This window comes from Sphingomonas sp. (genome assembly GCF_024508665.1).
In the GTDB taxonomy this organism is placed as follows: domain Bacteria; phylum Pseudomonadota; class Alphaproteobacteria; order Sphingomonadales; family Sphingomonadaceae; genus Sphingomonas.
Window position 1 is genome coordinate 424,643 of sequence record NZ_JANINP010000007.1, and the last position, 19,527, is coordinate 444,169.

A 19,527-nucleotide genomic window follows, 5' to 3' on the forward strand; every position below is an offset into this window, starting at 1 on the left:
GATCTTGTGATGGGTAGTTTCAGCCTGGTTCATTGGCTGATCTTTGGTGTGATCGCGATCCTAGTCCTCGGTGGAGGCCGGTTCTCGAACATGATGGGTGACGTGGCCAAGGGCATCAAGCAGTTCAAGAAGGGCATGGCGGAGGATGACGATGTCGTCCCGCCGAGCCGGATCGAGGCCAAGCGGCAGACCGATCCGACGATCGATGCCACCGCCGAACGCGTCCGCGACGCCGAACGCTAAGCACAGCCGGAGAGGTATCCGGCCGTGATCCTGGATGTAGCCCCAACCGAGTTGATGGTATTGGGGGTGGTGGCGCTGCTCGTCATTCCGCCCAAGGACCTGCCGCGCGCGATGCGTTTCGCCGGGCAATGGGTCGGCAAGGCGCGCGGCCTGGCGCGCCAGTTCCGCTCGGGTTTCGACGACATGATCCGCGAGGCCGAATTCGCGGAGATGGAAAAGAAGTGGAAAGCGGAAAATGAGCGCATCATGCGCGAGTTCCCGCAGACCGTGGATATGGCCGCGCTGATGGCGCCAAAGCCACAGGGTGCAACCGGATCCGATCCCTATCCGGAGGAGTCCGCGCCGGCGATGGTCGAACAGCCGGTGATCGCGCCGGAGGCGGTGCCGCGGTCTGTGCCCGAGCCGGCGCCCGCTCCCGTCGCGCGCAAGCCCCGTGCCCGGACCGCCAAGGCCGGCGCCACGATGTCGCTAGACACGTTCGATTCGCCGGCGCCCAAGCCGCGTGCGCGCAAATCCCGGACCGCGGCCCCCAGCGACACACCGGGTGAATGACGCGATGACCGACGAGGAGGATATCGACGCCAGCCGCGCGCCCTTGCTCGACCATCTGATCGAGCTGCGCAAACGCTTGCTCATCAGCCTCGGCTCGCTCGCTATATTGTTCGGTATCTGCCTCTACTTCGCCAGAGCGATCTTCAGCGTGCTCGTCCATCCGCTCAAGCTCGCTGGGCAAACCAAGCTGATTTACACGCAGCCATTCGAAGCATTTTTCGTCCAGTTGAAGGTAGCGTTCTTCGCGGCGGTCATCCTGGCGTTTCCGGTGATCGCCAATCAGCTTTGGCAATTCGTCTCGCCGGGTCTGTACCGGAAGGAGAAGCGCGCCCTGTTGCCGTTCCTGTTGGCGACGCCTGTCTTGTTCGCGGCTGGCTGCGCAATGGCTTATTTTATGGCGATCCCCGCTGCGCTGCATTTCCTGCTGAGCTATCAAAGCGATGTCGGCGGCGTGCAGCAGGAAGCGCTGCCGTCGATGGACGCATATCTCGGCTTCGTGATGCAGTTCCTGTTCGGGTTCGGCGTCGCTTTCCTGATGCCCGTGCTGCTGATGCTGATAGAGCGCGCGGGGATCGTGACGCTGGGTCAGCTCGTCAAGGCGTGGCGCTATGCGATTCTCGGCTGTTTCGGCATCGCTCTGTTCCTCGCGCCGCCCGATGCCGGGTCGATGATCATGCTCGCGCTGCCGCTGGTCGGACTTTATGTGATGACGCTGGGCGCGATCTGGCTGACGCACAAGCGTCGGGAGCGCCAGCCGGCTCCCGATGCCGAGACGGTCTAAACGCTATTTGTGCTTGTCGGCGGTCTTCGAGACCGTGCTGCCGACCGAGCTGACGTCCTTGCCCACGCCCGAAATCGTGTTGCAGCCGGCAAGCAGAAGCGCGGCGGCGGTGATCGTCAGGCCGATAACCTTGTGCATGATGATATCTCCCGAATTTTGCTGACCTTGCGGTAACGCGCGGCGCGCCGATCGTCGAGAGGGCACATGCGCTCGCCGGTCATCATGATTTTTGCGATTTTCGCTGCGTTTAGACGAATTTAGGCCCGGAAGCGCCACCGGGGGGGGAGGGGTTGACGCTTCCGGGCCTATGTCGTGGATAGCGAGAGCGGGGGGGCATAAGGTCGCTATCCGAAAGACCAAACGCACCTTTTTCCGGGTTGTTCCCAAAAAAATACGCGGCGCGAAAATTATTTTAATCGCGCCCGGTCACGGCGACCGCGATCTCATAGGATCCGGTCAGCGGGTCGTGGTGGAGCGGCGCGCGAAGCTGGCGCGACAGACCCTCGATCACCCGGGCGTAACGCTGTCCCAACGCGCCGACCAATGCGTCGCCATCGACGAGCGAGGGTGATGTGACGCGCAGGATCGCGGTGCCGGGAGCTTCGCCCTCGCGCACCGAGATGTGGATCTGGGCGTTGGGGATGACGCTGATCGCAAGCTCGATGATCTCGGTCAGCAGGAAAGCTATCGCGATCGCGATATCCTGGGTGACCAGCCAGGGTTCGACATCGAGCAGGATCGACAGCCCCGAATTCTCGGGACTGGTCGCGCGGATATTGGACGCCAGTTCGCCGATCACCGAGCGCAAGCTCAGCCCGCGATTATCCTCCATCTCGGCGAAATGGTGGCGATGGACTACGGCCAGCGCGTCGACGCGCCGTTGGATCGAGGCATAAGCGCGTGCCGCTTCGGCCGCCTGGGCACCGCGCGCGTGCAGATTGATCAGGCTGGAGATGACCTGCAGATTGTTCTTCACGCGATGATGGACTTCGCGCGTCAGCCGCGTCTGGCGCACCAGTCCCTCGGCCAACCCGGCCTCGTGCAGGATCAGCGTCCGGCTCAGCGAACGGAACGTCTCGCCGAGCTCGCGGATTTCCTGCGCCGGCAGCGATCGCACGACCGCCGGATCGATCACCTCGCCCGGCCGATAGGCGGCGACGCTGGCGCGCAACGTCCGCAATGGTTTGATCAACAGGCGATCGACCACGAACCAGGCAAAGCCGGCGGCCGCGACCCACATCAGGATCGGAAAGATCAGCGCGATCAGGATCGGAGAGGTCAGCACCTTGGTCCGCATCCGCATTTCAACCGACAGGTCGCCGATCCCGAGCGCCGCGCGCACCGGCACGTATAGGTCGAGCGGGTTCTCGCCGGCCAACGATCGCAGCACCAGCCGGTCGGCGCTGTCCGGACTGCTCAGCGATTCTTCATAGTCGGAGGCGAAACCGGTCGGCTTGGCAATTTCCGAGAGGAACGCCGCAGGAAAGAAAGCGGCGCCGCGCACCTGCCCGTCAGGAGCGGCGATCGCCAGCACGAGACCTTTGCCGGCAACGATCCGTGCGGACGACCCTGTGGGGCGCATCTGCTCCGGCATCGCAACCGGCAGCCGTGCACCGCAGAGCAGCCGATTCTGGCTGTCCAGGATCATGAACCCCGCGCCGGTCGTCGATTGTTGCGCGAACACGCCCTGTACGCGCGCGCAACTCGGCGTATCGCCGTGATCGACCGCCAGCGCCTTCATCGCGGAAGTCAGGGCGGTCATGTCGCCGACCAACTCGATCGAAAGATTGCGCGAGCTTTCCTGCGCCGCGACCCGCAATTGCGAGGCAGCTGCCTGACCCGCTTGGCGCGTGGTCGACAATGTCGCGAAAAACGCGATCACGGCGAACGGCAACAGCGCCGCGCCCAGGATGATGAAAATCTTGGCGCCGGTCGGCATGCGCGCGACGCGTGCGCCCAGCGTACCCGCCGCCCGCTCCCCAGCCGTCAGGCCGCCCATGGATTATCCCAGCTTGTTCAGCAGATCGAGCATCTGATCGGGAACGGGTTCGCTGGCGGCGGCATGATAGACCGAGCGAAGGGCGGCACCCATCGCTTCGTCCTTGCCCTTTTTACCCTTGTCATCCTTGTCGTCGGACTTCTTGTCCCGCTTTAACGACGGCCGGCCAGGCTGCAACGCAATCCCCCTCATATACATACCGGCCATGCCGGAACAGAAAGCGACCCGCAAGAGGGGGTCCCGACACAGCGCTTAGAATGCGCCATCATGTCTGTGAAACCAAAAACGATCTCGATTGTTCCACTAGCGAACAGAAAATTTGTCGCGTTGCATTCACCAGGCCGGGCCCCCACTAAAGGGCCGGCATCCTATCGGGGAGATTGAAATCGTCATGTCGCTCGGTCAGCAGCTAGCCCCTCATCTACCGTTCCTGCGTCGTTATGGGCGGGCGTTGACGGGAAGCCAGGAACATGGCGACCGCTATGTCCGCGCCACGCTGGAAGCGATCGTCGCCGCGCCGGAGGAATTCCCACGCGACGTCGATCCTCGGCTCGGCCTTTACCGCACCTTCCAGGCGATCTGGCAGAGCGCCAATGCCGACGAGAGTGAAATTCTTGCCGGCGACAATGTCAGCGGTCAGGAAGCCATCGCGCGCGCCCGGCTCGCGCGCATGACGCCGTTGTCGCGTCAGGCATTATTGTTGACGGCGATGGAAGGCTTCACCACCGAAGATGCGGCCTATTTGATCGACGTCGAGAATGACGAGGTGGAAAAGCTCGTGGCGGAGGCGCTCGCGGAGATCGAGAAACAGACGCGGGCACGCGTGCTGATCATCGAGGACGAGCCGATCATCGCGATGGATATCGAGACCATCGTTCGCGATCTGGGGCATGACGTTACCGGCGTGGCAGTGACACGCGACGAGGCGGTCGCCGCGGCGATGGCCGATCGTCCCGGCCTGGTGCTCGCTGATATCCAGCTGGCCGATGACAGCTCCGGCATCGACGCGGTGAAGGATATCCTTGCCGAATTCCAGGTGCCCGTCATCTTCATCACCGCTTTCCCGGAACGCCTGCTGACCGGGGAGCGGCCTGAACCGACCTTCCTGATCACCAAGCCGTTCCAACGGTCGACCGTAAAGGCGGCGATCAGCCAGGCGCTGTTCTTCGACGAGTCGACCGTGCCGGCTTGACGCATTTAATCGCTTCAACTTGTACCAACCGCCGGTGATGTCGGATGGACGTCACCGGCGGATGCATTTCGTCGAAGCAAGGCGCAGGAATTCGGACTAAATCTCAAAGTTCCATCGGTTACGGAGCCAAAACGGGATCGGTGCGTTTTGCCATCATGGCTGAACCAACTCCCCCAGAGACTTCGGTACACACGGACGCCGAACATGCGCGCGCCGGCGAAACGCCGGGCATCACGCGATACATTCTCGGCATCTCGCTGCTACTGGCGGTTGTGATCCTGTCGTTGATCGTGTGGGGACCGGTAGTGTTCCATCAATGATGGAGCCGTCCGGCTTGGCCCTGGCGCCCATATCACCCTATGTATCCTCCCGGTCGCGCGTTGGCGGCCCACACGTTCGACGGAGTTCCATGAGCAGCACACAGACCGGCACCGTTGACGATAATGGGGAAGTGATCGAACACGTCGCCCTGTCGGATCCGGAGTTCAAGGAACAGCTGGGGCAAGTCATCCCGCATCTCCGCGCGTTCGGCCGTTCCTTGTCCGGGAGTCGCGACCTTGCCGACGATCTGGTGCAGGAAACCCTGCTCAAGGCGTGGGCGGCGCGGCAACGCTTTCAGGCCGGCACCAATATGCGTGCCTGGACCTTTATCATCCTGCGCAACCTGTATCTCAGTCAGATGCGCCGCGCGAGGTTCAAGGGCGAGTGGGACGATCTCGTCGCCGACCGCATCCTGGCCGCGCCTGCCAGTCAGGATAAGCATGTCGAACTGGGTGATATGCAGCGCGCGCTGCTGCACCTGCCACAGCCGCAACGCGAGGCGCTCATTCTCGTGGGCGCTGGCGGCTTTGCCTATGAGGAAGCCGCCGAAATCTGTCAGGTCGCGGTCGGCACGATCAAGAGCCGCGTCGCGCGCGGGCGCGTAGCGCTCGAAGCGATCCTCAGCGGCGGACAGCTGACCTCGCGCCGCAACGCGCCGGATCATCCCGGGCGCACCGCGCTCGACTCCATCATGGACGAAGTCGACGATCTCAGCGGTGACCATAGCCCGGCGCCCGACCAGGGCGACGACATCGACGAGGATGAGGAATAGAGCGGCCTAGGCGCATGGGGCCGCGACAAATTACAAGAATTGGACGCAACCTTACCCTCGCGAGCGGCGAACCTAATTGTCTTTCGACAGCCGCCTCAGCAGGGATTGCAGGTCACTCGGAAGGGTGGGTGCGCCCGTATAGATCTGGCGCAAGGCATTACCCACGCCATCGCTCTGGCGCGGTCGGTGCACGATATCGTGACCACCGGATTGCGTCGCCGGACTATGGGGATTGGGCGGGCTCATGCCAGCTAGAACGTCGTTTGCCACGATTTGTTGCCGCTTTGTTGTCAGTTTTAATTGATCTGGATCAAATTGTGTTTTTCGCGCCACGATTGGCGCTCACCCGACGAGTGTTCTAGAGCCGATCGCATGACCGTCGCAGCTGGCGCATAGGATCCTTGGCGAAGCCGGTGACCGAGCAGAATTTCGCAGACGCCGTCTCCAGGGCCGAAGCCCATGCGCCGTTCCTGCGCCTCGCGCTCGAGCAGCAGCCCGACCTCGCCGCTCAATTGGCGCAAGGCGTAATACCCGATCCGGCGCCGTTCGACCCCGATCTGCCGGTGAGTGTTGCGCTGCGCCGCGCGCGCCGGCGCGAAGCGCTGATCGTCGCGATCGCCGATCTGGCCGGAGCGCTCGATCTGGTCGGCGTGACGCGCCGGCTCACCGACTTCGCCGATCGCGCTCTCGACCTTGCGATCCGTACCGCGATCCACGAGCGCGCGCCCGGCGCAGACGCGACCGGTTTCGCAGGGATCGCACTCGGCAAACAGGGCAGCCACGAACTCAATTATTCGTCGGACATCGATCCGATCCTGCTGTTCGATCCGACGACGTTACCGCACCGCTCTCGCGAGGAGCCGGTGGAAGCAGCCGTGCGGATCGCGCGGCGCGTAGTCGAATTGCTCCAGGCGCGCGACGGCGAGGGTTACGTGCTCCGCGTCGATCTCCGCTTGCGGCCATCGCCGGAGGTCACGCCGATCGCGTTGCCGGTCGACGCGGCAATATCCTATTATGAAAGTCAGGCGCTGCCCTGGGAACGCGCCGCCTTCATCCGTGCGCGTGCCTGCGCCGGCGATCTGACGCTCGGCCAGCGCTTTCTCGACGCGATCCGGCCCTTCGTCTGGCGCCGGGCAGTCGATTTCGGCGCGGTCGGCGAAATCCGCGAGATCACACGGCGGATTCGCGATCATCATGCGCAAGGCCAGGCCTTCGGACCGGGCTACGACCTCAAGCGCGGGCGTGGCGGTATTCGCGAGGTCGAGTTCTTCACCCAGATTCATCAGCTGATCCATGGCGGCCGCGATCCGTCGCTCCGCGCCCCGGCGACGATGGAGGCGCTCGACCGGCTGTCCGCCGCCGGCCGCATCACGGGCGACGAGGCAAGTGCGCTGAAGTCCGCTTACGTGGCGCTGCGCACGATCGAGCATCGATTGCAAATGGTCGACGATCGACAGACGCATGCGCTGCCGCGCGCGGGAGACGCGCTAGAAGGCGTGAGCCGGTTGGCGGGGTTTGGGGACAGCGCTGGTCTTATCGCCATGCTGCGGCCGCATGTCGAGCAAGTCGGGCGAATCTACGACTCGCTCGATGCGCGCGACGAGGCGGCATTGGCGAGCGACGCCGACAGCCTGTCGGCGCAACTGGGCGCGATGGGCTTCGACGACGGCGCGAGCGCGGTCCAGATGATCGAGCGGTGGCGCGGCGGCTCGTATCCGGCGTTGCGCAGCCCGGCCGCGCGCCAGGCGCTCGAGGCCGTGCTGCCGGGGATGATGTCGGCGCTCGGCCAGGCGCCCGATCCCCGCGCGGCCTTGGTCCAGCTCGACACGATGCTGTCGCGGCTGCCGAGCGCGATCAATTTCTTTCGCCTGATCGAGGCCCGGCCGCAATTGGGGCAATTGATGGCGACGATCCTCAGCCATGCGCCGCCGCTTGCCGGCGCATTGAGCCGGCGCCCGGCCTTGCTCGACGGGTTGATCGACGCGACCGCGCTGGAGCCGGTGGGCGATGTCGCCGCGCTGGCCGAGGAGATGCGCTCGGGGGAAGCGGGGGACGATTACGAGGCGGCGCTGCAACGGGTGCGCCTGGTCGTTGGCGAAAAGCGCTTCGCGCTCGGCGCGCAATTGGTGGCCGGCACGAGCGACCCGATGGAGGTCGCTCATGGCTATGCGCGCGTCGCCGAAGCCGCGATCGAGGTGCTCGGCGCGGCGACGGTCGCGGAGTTCGCGCGTGCGCACGGCCATGTGCCCGATAGCGAGTTGCTTATCCTCGCGCTGGGTCGGCTGGGGGGCGGTGCGCTCACCCATGCCTCCGATCTCGATCTCATCTATCTCTTCACCGGGGACTTCTCCGCCGAATCCGACGGCCCGAAGCCGCTCGGCGCAGTCCATTATTACAATCGTCTCGCGCAACGCCTGAGCGCTGCCCTGTCGGTGCCGACCGCGGCCGGCGCCTTGTACGAGATAGACACGCGCTTGCGGCCGTCGGGCGCGCAAGGTCCGCTGGTCGTTTCGCTCGCCGGCTTCGCCAAATATCAACAAGAGGATGCCTGGACCTGGGAGCATATGGCGCTGACTCGCGCACGTCCCGTGTTCGGGTCGCCGCGCGCGCGTCAGAACGTGACCGCGGTGATCGACGCGGTGCTGAGGGCGCCGCGCGACACGGCCAAGCTTATCGCCGACGCGGTCGGCATGCGGGCCGAGATGGCTCGGCACAAGCCGCCGCAGGGGTCGCTCGACGCCAAGCTGTTGCCCGGCGGTCTGGTTGACCTCGAATTCGCGGTCCATGTCGCGCAGCTTTCACATCCGCGCGTGAAAATCGATCCGGATCTCGACCCGGCGATCGATATGCTGGCGCGGGAAGGGATCGTCCCTGCCTCGCTGGGGAAGGATTACCGCTTCCTGACGCGAATGCTGGTGTTGCTCCGGCTGGTCGCTCCGGACAACGAGCCGCCATCGCCGCCGACACGAGACCTCATTCTACGCGCGCTCGGCGCCGACAGCTGGGAGGCATTGGTTGCGCGTTTCGACGCGACCCGGCAGGACGTCGCACGGGTCTGGCAATCGGTAAGTGGAGAGACACATGGCGGGACTTGAGGTCGGCGACAGGCTGCCCGACGCGGTGCTGACGGCACCTGATGGTGCGACGATCAACCTGCGCGATTATGTCGGCAAGCCGCTGGTCCTCTATTTCTATCCCAAGGACGACACCGCGGGCTGCACGCGCGAAGCGCAGGACTTCACCGCGGCGTTGCCGGATTTTGATAAAGCTGGCGCAGCCGTGCTGGGCGTGTCGAAGGACGCGCCGGCGAAGCACCGCAAGTTCACCGACAAATATTCGCTGGCCGTGTCGCTCGCGAGCGACGAGACCGGCGTGATCGACGCGTTCGGCGCCTGGGTGCCCAAAGTGCTGTATGGCCGGGAATATATGGGCATCGACCGGTCGACCTGGCTGTTCGATGCCTCGGGCAAGCTAGCCAGGGTCTGGCGCAAGGTGAAGGTGCCGGGCCATGTCGAACAGGTGTTGTCGGCGGTCCGGGAATTGGGGTGAGTGGCGGGCGCTAGCCTGATTCCCCCAATGTGGTACGTCCTCGCATGAATGCCATCGAAACCGGCATGACTATAGCTGCCGCTTGCCGCTCGGTGCTCGAGCTTGGCGATCCGGCCGCCAAGGTCAAAAGGGCGCGCGCGGTCGTGCGGGCCTGGCGCCGGGGCGATCTCGTGCACCAATTCGACATGGCGATGCCTGATCGGCCGGCACGCCCCGCCGAACCCGAATTGCTGCCGCCCAACCGCATGCCCCGGCGCGGCAAAGGGGGATCGGAACGCGGCCGGATCGCGCTGATCCATGCACTTGCGCATATCGAGTTCGTCGCGATCGATCTTGCGTTCGACCTCGCGGGGCGATTCGGCGGTCACTTTCCGCGCGATTTCGTCGACGATTGGCTGTCGGTCGGCGCCGATGAGGCGATGCACTTCGCGCTGCTCGACCGGCGTCTGCGGGCGTTGGGTAGCCGCTATGGCGCGCTCGCTGCGCATGACGGTTTGTGGGAAGCGGCCGAAACCACCGCGCATGATCCGCTCGCACGGCTTGCTATAGTGCCAATGGTGCTCGAAGCGCGCGGACTCGACGTGACGCCGGCGACGATCGATCGCTTTCTGGCCGCCGGTGACGAGGGAACCGCTCGAATTCTGAAGCGTATTCTTGCCGACGAGATACGGCATGTTGCGTATGGCGCGACGTGGTTTCGTGCGGCCTGCGAATCAACCGGGATCGCGGTTGAATCGCATTGGCGCGAGATGGTTCGACGCTATTTCCGCGGAATGATTAAGCCGCCGTTCAACGACTCAGCCCGCGAAGCTGCCGGTCTGCCCCGGGAATTTTACGCACCTCTTGCATGAAAACGACATGCTGGCACTTGTCCTCCGCAACAACCGGGCGCGGAGGGGCTGGGTCCGGATCAACCATCTTCATGATCGCCGTGAAACCGCGGTGATCGTCGCCAGGGTCGCCGGGGACGCATGATCAAACTTACGAATTTGCAGGACGCGTTCACTCGCTGCCGCCAATTCTTCAAAACACGCGATTTCATTTTTCATGATGGCCGCAATCTTCGTCGTTTCTCGATCGCGGGACGGACGCAGGCCGCGGTTGCCGTCGCGGGCGCCATCACGCTGAGCTTTTCGGCTTACGGCGTCGCCCAGGCAGGCGTGAACGCCGTGGCGCTATCGGGCCTTACCGGAACGCCACTCACCTCCGAGGCGAAGGTCGCCAAGATGGAGGCGCAGGTCGCCGGGATGCAGGCGAAGATCCAGCAGATCAAATATGTCGCCGATGCCCGCGCCAAGCGCGTCGAGGCACGCCAGGCCATGCTTGCCGCGGCGATCAGCGGGCAGGGCGAGGTTAAGCCGGTGGCCTATCAGCCGATCGATCCCAAAGCGGCTGCCGCTGCCGCGGACGTGGTCGCGCCATTGACGCAGGTCGAGCACAATCAGGTGGCCTTGGCCATCAAGGCGCGGATCACCACCGAGAAGAAATATATCGCCGCGTTGCAGCGGGCCAGGGCATTGGGAATCAATCCCAACCGCTTCCAACCGAAGAATGCCGCGATGGGCGGGCCTTACGAAGCCGCCGATAGTGCGGAGGCTGCCGCCGATATGGCCGCCGATGCCCAGTTCCGCGCGCTTTTCCAGACCTGGAAGAAGCTCGACACGTTGCAGGACGGCCTGATCTCGATCCCGTCGGTCCAGCCGGTCAGCAACCTCAAGTTCACCAGCAATTTCGGCATCCGCAGCGACCCGTTCCGCGGCACCGCCGCGTTCCATCCGGGCGTGGACATTCCGTGCGGGACCGGCACCGCGGTATACGCCACCGCCGACGGCACGGTCGATCGTGCGGAGCGTGCGGGCGGCTACGGCAACCTGGTCGAGATTGACCATGGCCGCGGCATCCAAACCCGTTACGGCCATTTGTCGAAGATCCTGGTCACCGCCGGGCAGAAAGTGAAGCGCGGCCAGCTGATCGCCATGTCGGGCTCGACCGGCCGCTCGACCGGCCCGCATCTCCATTACGAGGTCCGCATCGACGGCCGCGCGGTCAATCCGTTGCCGTTCCTGCAGACCGCAGATTATCTCCAGGCGATCAAGAGTCCGCAGCTGAACACCGTTCCCGTCAGCACCGCTCCGGCGGCGGATTCGGCCGACTGATTTCTCGAGGGACGCGAGAGGAGGGGCCGCTCCGGACAACCGGGGCGGCCCTTTTCATATGGTCTCGACCGGTAGTTGCTGATCGGGCGGTGAGCGCCTATCTCCACGCCATGGCCACTCTCGCTGCCGACATTGCGCTGACTCCTGCCGCTGCCAAGCGCGTGGCATGGATCGCCGAGCGCCAGAGCAAGCCTGCCATTCTTCGCCTGTCGGTCGAAGGGGGCGGCTGTTCGGGGTTTCAGTATAAATTCGGCCTCGCCGATGGACTGGAGCAAGGCGATACCGTGGTTGAGACCGATGGCGTCAAGCTGGCGGTCGACGATATCAGTCTCGATCTGGTGCGCGGCTGCTCGGTCGATTTCGTCGACACGCTCGGTGGCGCGCATTTCACGGTGGAAAATCCCAACGCAGCCTCGGGCTGTGGTTGCGGTTCGTCCTTCTCGGTGTAAGCCTCTGTTGGAGATTGCTCTGCAACCCAACGAAGGCACCGCGTGAAGATCGTCAGCTATAACGTCAACGGCATCAGGGCACGGCTCGAGCGGCTAGTCGAATATCTGTCCGAGCAACAGCCCGACGTGGTTTGCCTGCAAGAACTCAAAGCCGCCGATGACGGCTTCCCGATCGACGACATCCGCGCCGCCGGATACGGTGCAGTGTGGCACGGCCAAAAGGGGTTCAACGGCGTCGCGGTGCTTGCCAGGGGCAAGGATCCGGTCGAGCGTCAGCGTGGCTTGGCGGGCGATCCGGAGGATGCGCACAGCCGCTATCTGGAGTGCGATGTCGACGGCCTCGTCGTCGCGTCCATCTACCTGCCCAACGGCAATCCGCAGCCGGGACCCAAATTCGATTACAAGCTCAAATGGATGGAGCGGCTGGCGGATCGCGCGCGCGACCTGCTCGCGGAGGAGCTGCCGGTGGTGCTTGCCGGCGACTACAATGTTATCCCCAATAACGACGACACCTTCTCGGTTCGCGCGATGGCCGACGATGCGCTTACCCAGCCGGAGAGCCGCGAGCGTTATCGTACCCTTCTGAACCAGGGTTGGACCGACAGTCTGCGCACGCGCCATCCCCAGGGCGGGGTGTGGACCTACTGGGACTATCAGGCCGGCGCGTGGCAGCGCGATGCGGGCTTTCGCATCGACCATCTGCTGCTGAGCCCGGCCGCCGCCGACCGACTGGCCGATGCCGGGGTCGACAAGGAATATCGCGGCCGCGAAAAGGCGAGCGATCACGCCCCCACCTGGGTTCGGCTGCGCTAGGCCATGGCCCCTCATCTTCGGCAAGCCGGCGCGATGCTTGTGCTGTTCGCAACGGCTTTGTTCGTACCTGCCATCGCGCATGCCGACGATCAGGGCCGCGATTATTGCCCGGCGCGGCCTGGACTCGGTACGCCGGCCTGCACCATGGCGCCGGGGCAGGTGTCCGTCGAAACCTCGCTCGGCGACTGGACGCTCGACAAACAGAGTGGCGATCGCACCGATACGGTGCTGATCGGCGATACATCGCTGCGGATCGGACTGACCGATAATATCGAGGCGCAGCTGGGTTGGGCGCCGTTGGGGATCGTTCGCGAGAGGACGGGCGCCGCGACCGATCGCGTGACTCGCACGGGCGATGTGACGCTCGGCATCAAGGCCAATCTGCGCAATCCCGATGGCAGCGGACTGTCGATCGCGGTCCAGCCGTTCGTAACGCTGCCTGTCGGCCGCGCGCCGATAGGGGCTGGGGATTGGGGAGCGGGCCTGGTCGTGCCGGTAACCTATGATCTCTCCAAGACGGTCAACCTTGAACTGACGTCTGAGGTCGACGCTGCGGTCGATCAGGACGGGCGCGGCCGGCATCTCGCCTATAGCGGTGTGGTCGGCGTCGGTTTCGGGCTGAGCGATGCGTTGACCTTGACGGTGGAGGACCAGCTGGTTCGCGATGAGGATCCGTCGGGGTCTACCACGCAGGATCTCGCTTCGGCATCGCTCGCCTGGATGCCGCGCAAGACGCTGCAACTGGATGTCGGTGCGGTCGCGGGGCTCAATCGCAATGCGCCTGATATCGAGCTTTATGCGGGAATCGCCCGCCGTTTTTGACGCTGGCGTAAATTGCGCTGCGCGCTTCGCCGATCTTTGGCGAAAATTCCCGGCCTTTGGTTTGCTGCGCCAACGCCTACAGATGTAGTCACATCGTAAATCATTGATTCTGAACGATTCTAGTGTTTGGCATGCTTAATGCACCAATACACGTGCTGGTCACCCCCGCCAGCTAGTTCAGGAGCAGGAAGATGTTCAAATACACGATCGCCGCAGTTGCGGCCTTGGGCGTTTTGGCGGGCAGCCCCGCGCTCGCCTCGGGCAAGGTCAAGGCTGAGCAGGCCGAGGCCAAAGCGCCGCAAGGTCCCGCTGGCAGCGCGCCGACGCGGTATTGTTACCGCGTCGAGGCGCCGACTGGTTCCATCGTCGGCGGCAGGGTCTGCAAAACGCTTGAGCAATGGCGCGCGGAGGGTGTCGATCCCACAAAACCAAGGAACTGAGCAGCTTTTCGGGGTGCGGCGCGTGCCGCACCCGGTCGAGAGGATAAAGCCATGACCAAGACCTTCACCGCCGGCGTCATCGCCATTGCAGCGCTGACGGCCATCGCTGGTTCCGCCCAAGCCGCCAAGCCTGGGCCTAATACCGACGTAACTCCGGTCGCGAACGCCACACCGACGGCCACGCCTCCCGCGCCGACCAGATATTGCATCGTCGACACCGTCACAGGCTCGCGGATCGCGAAGAAGGTCTGCAAGACCCGCGATGCGTGGATGCGCGAGGACGGTTTCGATCCACTCAACCCCTGAAAGGTTTCCGGATCGGGTTGCGCATTCCCTCGCTTGACCGGGTTCGGAATACCTGCCGCGTCGCCGAGCCTGTCGCCCTCCCAGCCAGGCTCGGCGGCGTGGCGTTTTTTAAAGGTGCTTCTCGTAAATCTGATAGACCTTGTTGACCTTGCTATCGATCGCGTCGGCAATGGCGTTCATGCCTTGATTGTCGTCGAGCACCCAGCCGATCTCGCCTCGGATAGCACCGTAGTTCGAGGTCGCAGCGCGGCGGATATATTCGATCATCATGAAAGCCAGTTGGCTCGCCATTCGCGACGCCTGCAATTCCTTGATCACGCCCATCAGCGGAACGCGCATCGTCTCCGACCGGGGCTTGCGCAGCCACAATAGCAGCTTTGCCCAGCCGAACGGCAGCAGGTTGCCGTTCAGCGGTTTGATCGCTTCGTTGAGGTCGGGGAGCGTGATCATGAACGCGACTGGTTTGCCGTCGAGCTCGGCGATGCGGATCAGGTCGTTATAGACGATCGGCTTCAGCATGACTCCGATATCGTCGATCTCGGGGGGAGTGAACGGCACGAACCCCCAATTGTCCGACCAGGCATCGTTGAGGATATAGAGGATGATCGCCGCTTCCTCGTCGAACTTCGACTTGTCGACCTCGCGGACGCGGATGCGGTCGTTGCGCTCGCCCATCTGGACGATGCGCTGAACGATCGGCGGGAATTCCTTGGTGATGTCGAGCTCATAGGTCATGACCTGCTTGACCGGCTGATAACCGGCGCGCTCGATCCAGCCCTGATATTCGGGCTTGTTGTGTCCCATCATGATCGTCGGCGGGTGATCGAAGCCCTGGATCAGCAAGCCCGGCTCTTCCCAGATCGATGCGCTCAAGGGCCCCAGCACGCGGTCCATCCCCTGGTCCTTCAACCAGGCTTCGGCGGTAGCGATCAGCGCCTTGGCGATCGCTTCGTCCTCGGCATCGAAATAGCCGAACTGGCCGCAGCCGGGTCCGAATCCCTGGTCGGCCGGCATTTCGAGCGCCAGCGTGTCGATATGCGCGGAGATGCGCCCGACGACCTTGCCGTCGCGCTCGGCCAGGAACAATTGCTGTTTGGCGTGGCTCAACCAGCCGTTCTTGCCCGGGATGAGCTTTTTCAATGCGTCGCCCTTCAGCGGCGGCACCCAATTCGGATCGTCCTTGTACAGGCGATAGGGCAGGGCGACGAACTTCTTCAGGTCGCCCTTGCTGTCGATCGGGCGGATGGTCATTTGACCGGGCATCGGGACCTCATGCGCTTGAGCAGACCGCGCGTTAGGCTTTGTCTGTGGCTCCGACAATCCCAAGGCTAGGTCGTTTTGCGTAAAGATGGGAAATTGCGATCACCCTGATCGGCGCCGGCTTCGTCGTTGGAATGCCACCGTGTCGCCACTATGTTCGGCCAATGGCGCTACCCATGGATACGATCGTGACTCTCGACCGCCGCGCCGCCGGCGCGGGCAATGCCGCGCCCGTGCGCGTGCGGATCGACGACGACAAGGCGATGCTGCGAGCAGCGGCGGAGCTGACCCGCGACCTCAACGCGCCCAATCGGCGCATCTATTGGACCGACATGCTGTTGTCGGCAGGGATCGGCTACGCGGCCCTGGCCGGCGCGATCCTGGCCCCGTCGCTCGGCTGGGCGATCGTTGTGGGCGTCGTCGCGGTACTGGCCTTGTATCGCGCCGAGAGTTTCATCCACGAGCTCACCCATATCAAGCATTCGTCGGTGCCTGGGTTCCGGCTGGCCTGGAACCTGCTCGTGGGCATTCCGCTGCTGACGCCGAGCTTCATGTACGAAGGCGTCCATAACCTTCATCATGCGCGGACGCGCTACGGCACGGTGGAAGATCCCGAATATCTACCGCTTGCGCTGATGAAGCCGTGGACGCTGCCGGCGTTCCTGCTGGTATCGGCGCTCGCGCCGGTCGCCTTGCTGGTCCGCTACGCGATCCTGACGCCACTGTCGCTGGTCGTCCCTGCACTCCGTCGCGTCGTCGTCGCGCGTTATTCGGGCCTGCAGATCAACCCGTCGTTCCAACGCAGGCCGCCCGAGGGCGAGGCGCGGCGGCTTTGGCACCGGCTGGAGGCGGCCGCCAGCCTGTGGTCGATCGCGCTGATCGCGCTGACCGCTACCGGAATTGTCCCGCTCAAGGCTTTCGTCACATTCCTGATCGTCGCTTCGGCGGTGGCAGTCATCAATCAGGTGCGCACGCTCGTTGCCCATCTGTGGGAGAATGAGGGTGAGGCGATGACGGTCACCGCGCAATATCTCGATTCGGTCAACGTGCCGCCGCCGGCTGTGCTGCCGATGCTGTGGGCGCCCGTGGGTCTGCGGTACCACGCGCTGCATCATTTGCTGCCCGGGCTGCCTTACCACGCACTGGGGACTGCGCACCGCCGCATTAGCGCTGCACTCGAGCCGGACTCGCCTTATCACAAGGGCAATTACAAGGGGCTGCCAATGCTGGCGGTCCGCCTTGCGACCAACACGATGAAGGCACGCTGATCTCCCCCGGGCATGTTGCGTCTCCCCGGGCATGTTGCGGTCTGCGCTCCGCCCAGCGTCGGTCCGTTAGCCTGATGCCCCGCACCTGCCTGACGTGACGGGAGGCTTTATTCCTCGGTTCTGATCAGCACCGCCTCGCCGATCATCAGGAACAATACGAACGGCGCCCAGGCCGCGAGCATTGGCGGATAAGCACCGAGATTGCCCATCGCGAGCGCGAAATTGTCGACCACGAAATAGGTGAAGCCGAGCGCCATGCCGATCACGGCGCGGACGAAGAGCTTGCCGGATCGCGCGATGCCGAACGCGGCGACCGCGCCGAGCAACGGCATCAGGATCGAGGACAGCGGCCCGGACAATTTGTGCCAGAGATCGCCTTCGAGCGCCTTGGTCGGGCGGCCCGCGGCCTTGAGGTCGCCGATCGCCGACCATAGTTCGGTGAATGACAGGCCATCCGCATCGACCGTCGCCAGAGTGAACTGATCCGGACGCACGCCTTCTCCGACGACGACCGATCCCAGGTTGGTCGCAACCCCGCCCGCGACGTCGAACTTCTGCGCCGGCCAGATCCGCCAGCCTTTGCCTTCGCGACGGCCATGTGGCGCCGAAATCGTCGCCTGTAGCTCTCCCGCTTTGTCGCGGTCGTAGAAGGTGACGTCGTTCAGCGTTGCCGCGTCACCCCGCCCCTTGACCAGCTTGACGTTGATCAGGTCGTCCCCCGATCGTGTCCATATGTTGACGCGGTCGCCGCGGTCGATCGGGATCGGCGCATAATCGACCTTTTGCCAGCGGTTGAGCGTGTCGGTCGCCCGGCTCACGATCCGGTCGTTAAACGCGAAGCTGATCGCCGCCACGCCGATCGCCGCGATGATCATCGGCGCCAGCACCTGATGTGCCGACAGGCCCGACGCCTTCATCGCGATGACTTCCGAATTCTGGTTGAGCGTCCAATAGGTAATGATCGCGCCCAACAGCACCGAATAGGGCAGGAACCGCGCAATGATCTCCGGCGTGCGCAGGCTGATATAATGCCAAACTTCGCCTTGGCCATTGCCGGGATGGGCGAGAATCCGTCCCGATTCGCTCAATGCATCGAGGAACTGGAGGACGATGACCAACGCCGCGAGCACCGCGAACGAGCGCAAGAGGAAGCTCTTCGCCATATACATCGTCACTGTCCGCGACGGGAAGAACTGCATCGAGATCATGCCGGCTGCGCCTCCGGCTCGTCGTCATCGCCGTTGCGGCGTTGTCGCCTGAACGGAAGCCAACGCGCGACACCCTTACTGATCTTGGCAAAGACGCGCTCCAGCGCGCCGATCGGCTGGCCGCCGGGGACATAGGCGATCGTATAATACATCCAGAGCACCAGGCCCGCGAAGATCGTGAACGGCACCCACAAGGCGATCAGCGGATCGACCCGGCCCAAGCCGCCGATTCCCTCACCATATTCGTTGACCTTGAAATAGGTCACGATGATCACGATCGACAGGAACACCCCCAGCGCTGAAGATGATCGTTTGGGCGGAACGCCCAGCGCCAGTGCCAGCATGGGCAAAAGGAACATGGACACCACCTCGGTGATGCGGAAATGGAAAGCCGCGCGGCTGGTGTCGCGCAGCGGTTCGGGTTGCGTGCGGTCGCGGCCGATCTGGGCGAGCTCGGGCAGGGTGAATTCCAGATTGCGCCCGCCGCGCGCACGGAAGGCGCTGGTCGGCGGCAGACGGATCGGGAAGTTCCAGATATTGAAGCGCAGCACGCGCGGCACGGCGACTTTCGCTTCCTTGCTGACGAGCGTGCCGTTGGTCAGCTGGAAGATGATCTCGTCGGGATTGGGCGCGGCGTAGAACTTGCCCTTTTCCGCGGTCACCGCGAACGAGCCGCCCTTGTCGTCGTTCCGCTGGACGAAGATGCCCTTCAGTTCGCGCCCTTCATCCTTGCTTTCCTCGATCCGGACGGTGGGGCCGTTATTCGGGAAGGTGGTGAACTCGCCGACCTTGATCGAGGCGCCGAGCGCGCCGGTGCGCAATTCGTAGCGCAAATTCTCATAAGCATAGCGCGCCTTGGGCTGGACGTAGCCGACGATGAACAGGTTCAGGATCGCAAGGACGATCGTGTACATGTACGGCACACGCAACAGCCGCCCGTAGCTCATTCCTACCGCACGCAGGATGTCGAGCTCCGAAGAGGTTGCCAGCCGCCGAAAGGCGAGGAGGCACCCGAGCATCAGCCCGATCGGGATGCCGAGACCGAAATATTCCGGCAGCAGATTGGCCAGCATCTGCCACACGACGCTGATCGGCCCGCCCTCTGTCGCGACGAAGTCGAACAGCCGCAGCATGCGGTCGAGCACGAGCAGCATCGCCGCGATCACCAACGTGGAGAAGAGCGGCAACGCGATCAGCCGGGCCATGTAGCGATCGATGGACTTCATGGCTGACGGAAAAAGGGTCCTTCTCGGCCGGGAGCGGCTGGGGAGATGATCGAACGGCTATAGGGCGGCATTCGGTCCGCGTCAGCCCGGAAAAACGGGCATCATTGTTCTTTCACCTGCAGGGGACACTACCCGATGGTGTTTGTCGGTCGCGGATGGGCCCCGGGCCG

22 protein-coding genes are annotated in these 19,527 nt (G+C 63.9%); 16 read left to right on the top strand and 6 right to left on the bottom strand.

Translation table 11 applies throughout. From position 1 onward, the window contains the following. Positions 1 to 9 precede the first annotated feature (9 nt). The 3 genes from Q0L25_RS17270 to tatC are packed head-to-tail and all read left to right on the top strand — an operon-like array spanning position 10 to position 1,576. On the top strand, positions 10 to 243 hold the full coding sequence (locus Q0L25_RS17270) for a twin-arginine translocase TatA/TatE family subunit (protein ID WP_066585909.1): 234 nt from the start codon (positions 10 to 12) through the stop codon (positions 241 to 243). A 27-nt stretch (positions 244 to 270) separates the two neighbouring features. Further along, positions 271 to 795 carry a twin-arginine translocase subunit TatB gene (locus tag Q0L25_RS17275; protein WP_296617793.1) on the top strand — a complete coding sequence of 175 codons (525 nt, stop codon included), beginning with the start codon at positions 271 to 273 and terminating at the stop codon, positions 793 to 795. A gap of 4 nt (positions 796 to 799) precedes the next feature. Next, positions 800 to 1,576, top strand: a complete 777-nt coding sequence (gene tatC / locus Q0L25_RS17280; protein WP_296616424.1) for a twin-arginine translocase subunit TatC — start codon at positions 800 to 802, stop codon at positions 1,574 to 1,576. Positions 1,577 to 1,579: 3 nt separating this feature from the next. On the opposite strand, the gene Q0L25_RS17285 is transcribed toward tatC, so the two are convergent. The 3 genes from Q0L25_RS17285 to Q0L25_RS17295 form a co-directional block, all read right to left on the bottom strand. Beyond that, positions 1,580 to 1,714: an entericidin A/B family lipoprotein gene (locus tag Q0L25_RS17285; RefSeq protein WP_296616426.1), complete on the bottom strand. Its 135-nt coding sequence runs from the start codon at positions 1,712 to 1,714 to the stop codon at positions 1,580 to 1,582. Positions 1,715 to 1,988: 274 nt separating this feature from the next. Beyond that, entirely contained in the window at positions 1,989 to 3,575 is a 1,587-nt protein-coding gene (locus Q0L25_RS17290) for a sensor histidine kinase (protein ID WP_296616428.1), read from the bottom strand. A gap of 3 nt (positions 3,576 to 3,578) precedes the next feature. After that, positions 3,579 to 3,782 (bottom strand): NepR family anti-sigma factor, encoded by a 204-nt coding sequence (locus tag Q0L25_RS17295; RefSeq protein ID WP_296616430.1) that lies wholly within the window; start codon positions 3,780 to 3,782, stop codon positions 3,579 to 3,581. 184 nt (positions 3,783 to 3,966) lie between these two features. Here Q0L25_RS17295 and Q0L25_RS17300 point away from each other — a divergent pair, with 184 nt between their 5' ends. The 12 genes from Q0L25_RS17300 to Q0L25_RS17355 all read left to right on the top strand — a co-directional run bounded on the left by Q0L25_RS17300 (position 3,967) and on the right by Q0L25_RS17355 (position 14,395). After that, positions 3,967 to 4,767, top strand: a complete 801-nt coding sequence (locus Q0L25_RS17300) for a response regulator (RefSeq protein ID WP_296616432.1) — start codon at positions 3,967 to 3,969, stop codon at positions 4,765 to 4,767. A gap of 44 nt (positions 4,768 to 4,811) precedes the next feature. Continuing rightward, positions 4,812 to 5,087 (top strand): hypothetical protein, encoded by a 276-nt coding sequence (locus Q0L25_RS17305; RefSeq protein ID WP_296617825.1) that lies wholly within the window; start codon positions 4,812 to 4,814, stop codon positions 5,085 to 5,087. A gap of 89 nt (positions 5,088 to 5,176) precedes the next feature. Next, positions 5,177 to 5,860 (top strand): sigma-70 family RNA polymerase sigma factor, encoded by a 684-nt coding sequence (locus tag Q0L25_RS17310; protein WP_296616435.1) that lies wholly within the window; start codon positions 5,177 to 5,179, stop codon positions 5,858 to 5,860. A gap of 413 nt (positions 5,861 to 6,273) precedes the next feature. Next, complete coding sequence (locus tag Q0L25_RS17315; RefSeq protein WP_296616437.1) at positions 6,274 to 8,955, top strand: bifunctional [glutamine synthetase] adenylyltransferase/[glutamine synthetase]-adenylyl-L-tyrosine phosphorylase; 2,682 nt, start codon at positions 6,274 to 6,276, stop codon at positions 8,953 to 8,955. Next, a complete protein-coding gene (locus tag Q0L25_RS17320; RefSeq protein WP_296616438.1) occupies positions 8,942 to 9,409 on the top strand; it encodes a peroxiredoxin in 468 nt (155 codons plus the stop codon). Before Q0L25_RS17315 ends, Q0L25_RS17320 begins: the two co-directional genes overlap by 14 nt. A 44-nt stretch (positions 9,410 to 9,453) precedes the next feature. Continuing rightward, positions 9,454 to 10,260, top strand: coding sequence for a ferritin-like domain-containing protein (locus tag Q0L25_RS17325; RefSeq protein WP_296616440.1), 807 nt, complete (start codon positions 9,454 to 9,456; stop codon positions 10,258 to 10,260). Positions 10,261 to 10,380: 120 nt separating this feature from the next. Next, complete coding sequence (locus Q0L25_RS17330; RefSeq protein ID WP_296616441.1) at positions 10,381 to 11,565, top strand: M23 family metallopeptidase; 1,185 nt, start codon at positions 10,381 to 10,383, stop codon at positions 11,563 to 11,565. A gap of 110 nt (positions 11,566 to 11,675) precedes the next feature. Further along, positions 11,676 to 12,014 (top strand): iron-sulfur cluster insertion protein ErpA, encoded by a 339-nt coding sequence (gene erpA, locus Q0L25_RS17335; protein ID WP_296616443.1) that lies wholly within the window; start codon positions 11,676 to 11,678, stop codon positions 12,012 to 12,014. A 42-nt stretch (positions 12,015 to 12,056) separates the two neighbouring features. Next, a complete protein-coding gene (gene xth / locus Q0L25_RS17340) occupies positions 12,057 to 12,827 on the top strand; it encodes an exodeoxyribonuclease III (protein WP_296616445.1) in 771 nt (256 codons plus the stop codon). A 3-nt stretch (positions 12,828 to 12,830) separates the two neighbouring features. Beyond that, positions 12,831 to 13,649, top strand: a complete 819-nt coding sequence (locus Q0L25_RS17345; protein ID WP_296616447.1) for a transporter — start codon at positions 12,831 to 12,833, stop codon at positions 13,647 to 13,649. A 191-nt stretch (positions 13,650 to 13,840) separates the two neighbouring features. Next, positions 13,841 to 14,089: a hypothetical protein gene (locus Q0L25_RS17350; RefSeq protein WP_296616448.1), complete on the top strand. Its 249-nt coding sequence runs from the start codon at positions 13,841 to 13,843 to the stop codon at positions 14,087 to 14,089. 51 nt (positions 14,090 to 14,140) lie between these two features. Further along, the gene (locus Q0L25_RS17355) at positions 14,141 to 14,395 is read left to right on the top strand and encodes a hypothetical protein (RefSeq protein ID WP_296616450.1); all 255 of its coding nucleotides are present in this window, start codon (positions 14,141 to 14,143) and stop codon (positions 14,393 to 14,395) included. A gap of 108 nt (positions 14,396 to 14,503) precedes the next feature. Here the strand turns inward: Q0L25_RS17355 and Q0L25_RS17360 are convergent, their stop codons facing one another. Continuing rightward, positions 14,504 to 15,658, bottom strand: a complete 1,155-nt coding sequence (locus tag Q0L25_RS17360) for a GNAT family N-acetyltransferase (RefSeq protein WP_296616452.1) — start codon at positions 15,656 to 15,658, stop codon at positions 14,504 to 14,506. Between the two features lie 173 nt (positions 15,659 to 15,831). Between Q0L25_RS17360 and Q0L25_RS17365 the strand changes: the two genes are divergently transcribed. Beyond that, complete coding sequence (locus Q0L25_RS17365; RefSeq protein WP_296617794.1) at positions 15,832 to 16,923, top strand: fatty acid desaturase; 1,092 nt, start codon at positions 15,832 to 15,834, stop codon at positions 16,921 to 16,923. 107 nt (positions 16,924 to 17,030) lie between these two features. On the opposite strand, the gene lptG is transcribed toward Q0L25_RS17365, so the two are convergent. Together lptG and lptF are read right to left on the bottom strand one after the other, a co-directional pair. Beyond that, positions 17,031 to 18,131 (bottom strand): LPS export ABC transporter permease LptG, encoded by a 1,101-nt coding sequence (gene lptG / locus Q0L25_RS17370; protein ID WP_296616454.1) that lies wholly within the window; start codon positions 18,129 to 18,131, stop codon positions 17,031 to 17,033. Beyond that, positions 18,128 to 19,357 carry an LPS export ABC transporter permease LptF gene (gene lptF, locus Q0L25_RS17375; RefSeq protein WP_296616455.1) on the bottom strand — a complete coding sequence of 410 codons (1,230 nt, stop codon included), beginning with the start codon at positions 19,355 to 19,357 and terminating at the stop codon, positions 18,128 to 18,130. Before lptF ends, lptG begins: the two co-directional genes overlap by 4 nt. Between the last annotated feature and the right edge of the window lie 170 nt (positions 19,358 to 19,527).

What these genes read in the sequence shown, in the direction of transcription:
- Q0L25_RS17295 (WP_296616430.1), bottom strand. Translation starts at nt 3,782, where the DNA reads ATGGCCGGTATGTATATGAGGGGGATTGCGTTGCAGCCTGGCCGGCCG.
- Q0L25_RS17330 (WP_296616441.1), top strand. Translation starts at nt 10,381, where the DNA reads ATGATCAAACTTACGAATTTGCAGGACGCGTTCACTCGCTGCCGCCAA.
- Q0L25_RS17285 (WP_296616426.1), bottom strand. Translation starts at nt 1,714, where the DNA reads ATGCACAAGGTTATCGGCCTGACGATCACCGCCGCCGCGCTTCTGCTT.
- Q0L25_RS17350 (WP_296616448.1), top strand. Translation starts at nt 13,841, where the DNA reads ATGTTCAAATACACGATCGCCGCAGTTGCGGCCTTGGGCGTTTTGGCG.
- Q0L25_RS17300 (WP_296616432.1), top strand. Translation starts at nt 3,967, where the DNA reads ATGTCGCTCGGTCAGCAGCTAGCCCCTCATCTACCGTTCCTGCGTCGT.
- Q0L25_RS17290 (WP_296616428.1), bottom strand. Translation starts at nt 3,575, where the DNA reads ATGGGCGGCCTGACGGCTGGGGAGCGGGCGGCGGGTACGCTGGGCGCA.
- Q0L25_RS17365 (WP_296617794.1), top strand. Translation starts at nt 15,832, where the DNA reads ATGGATACGATCGTGACTCTCGACCGCCGCGCCGCCGGCGCGGGCAAT.
- Q0L25_RS17345 (WP_296616447.1), top strand. Translation starts at nt 12,831, where the DNA reads ATGGCCCCTCATCTTCGGCAAGCCGGCGCGATGCTTGTGCTGTTCGCA.
- Q0L25_RS17320 (WP_296616438.1), top strand. Translation starts at nt 8,942, where the DNA reads ATGGCGGGACTTGAGGTCGGCGACAGGCTGCCCGACGCGGTGCTGACG.
- Q0L25_RS17305 (WP_296617825.1), top strand. Translation starts at nt 4,812, where the DNA reads ATGGACGTCACCGGCGGATGCATTTCGTCGAAGCAAGGCGCAGGAATT.
- Q0L25_RS17360 (WP_296616452.1), bottom strand. Translation starts at nt 15,658, where the DNA reads ATGCCCGGTCAAATGACCATCCGCCCGATCGACAGCAAGGGCGACCTG.
- Q0L25_RS17355 (WP_296616450.1), top strand. Translation starts at nt 14,141, where the DNA reads ATGACCAAGACCTTCACCGCCGGCGTCATCGCCATTGCAGCGCTGACG.
- tatC (WP_296616424.1), top strand. Translation starts at nt 800, where the DNA reads ATGACCGACGAGGAGGATATCGACGCCAGCCGCGCGCCCTTGCTCGAC.
- Q0L25_RS17325 (WP_296616440.1), top strand. Translation starts at nt 9,454, where the DNA reads ATGAATGCCATCGAAACCGGCATGACTATAGCTGCCGCTTGCCGCTCG.
- lptF (WP_296616455.1), bottom strand. Translation starts at nt 19,357, where the DNA reads ATGAAGTCCATCGATCGCTACATGGCCCGGCTGATCGCGTTGCCGCTC.
- Q0L25_RS17310 (WP_296616435.1), top strand. Translation starts at nt 5,177, where the DNA reads ATGAGCAGCACACAGACCGGCACCGTTGACGATAATGGGGAAGTGATC.
- lptG (WP_296616454.1), bottom strand. Translation starts at nt 18,131, where the DNA reads ATGATCTCGATGCAGTTCTTCCCGTCGCGGACAGTGACGATGTATATG.
- erpA (WP_296616443.1), top strand. Translation starts at nt 11,676, where the DNA reads ATGGCCACTCTCGCTGCCGACATTGCGCTGACTCCTGCCGCTGCCAAG.
- Q0L25_RS17270 (WP_066585909.1), top strand. Translation starts at nt 10, where the DNA reads ATGGGTAGTTTCAGCCTGGTTCATTGGCTGATCTTTGGTGTGATCGCG.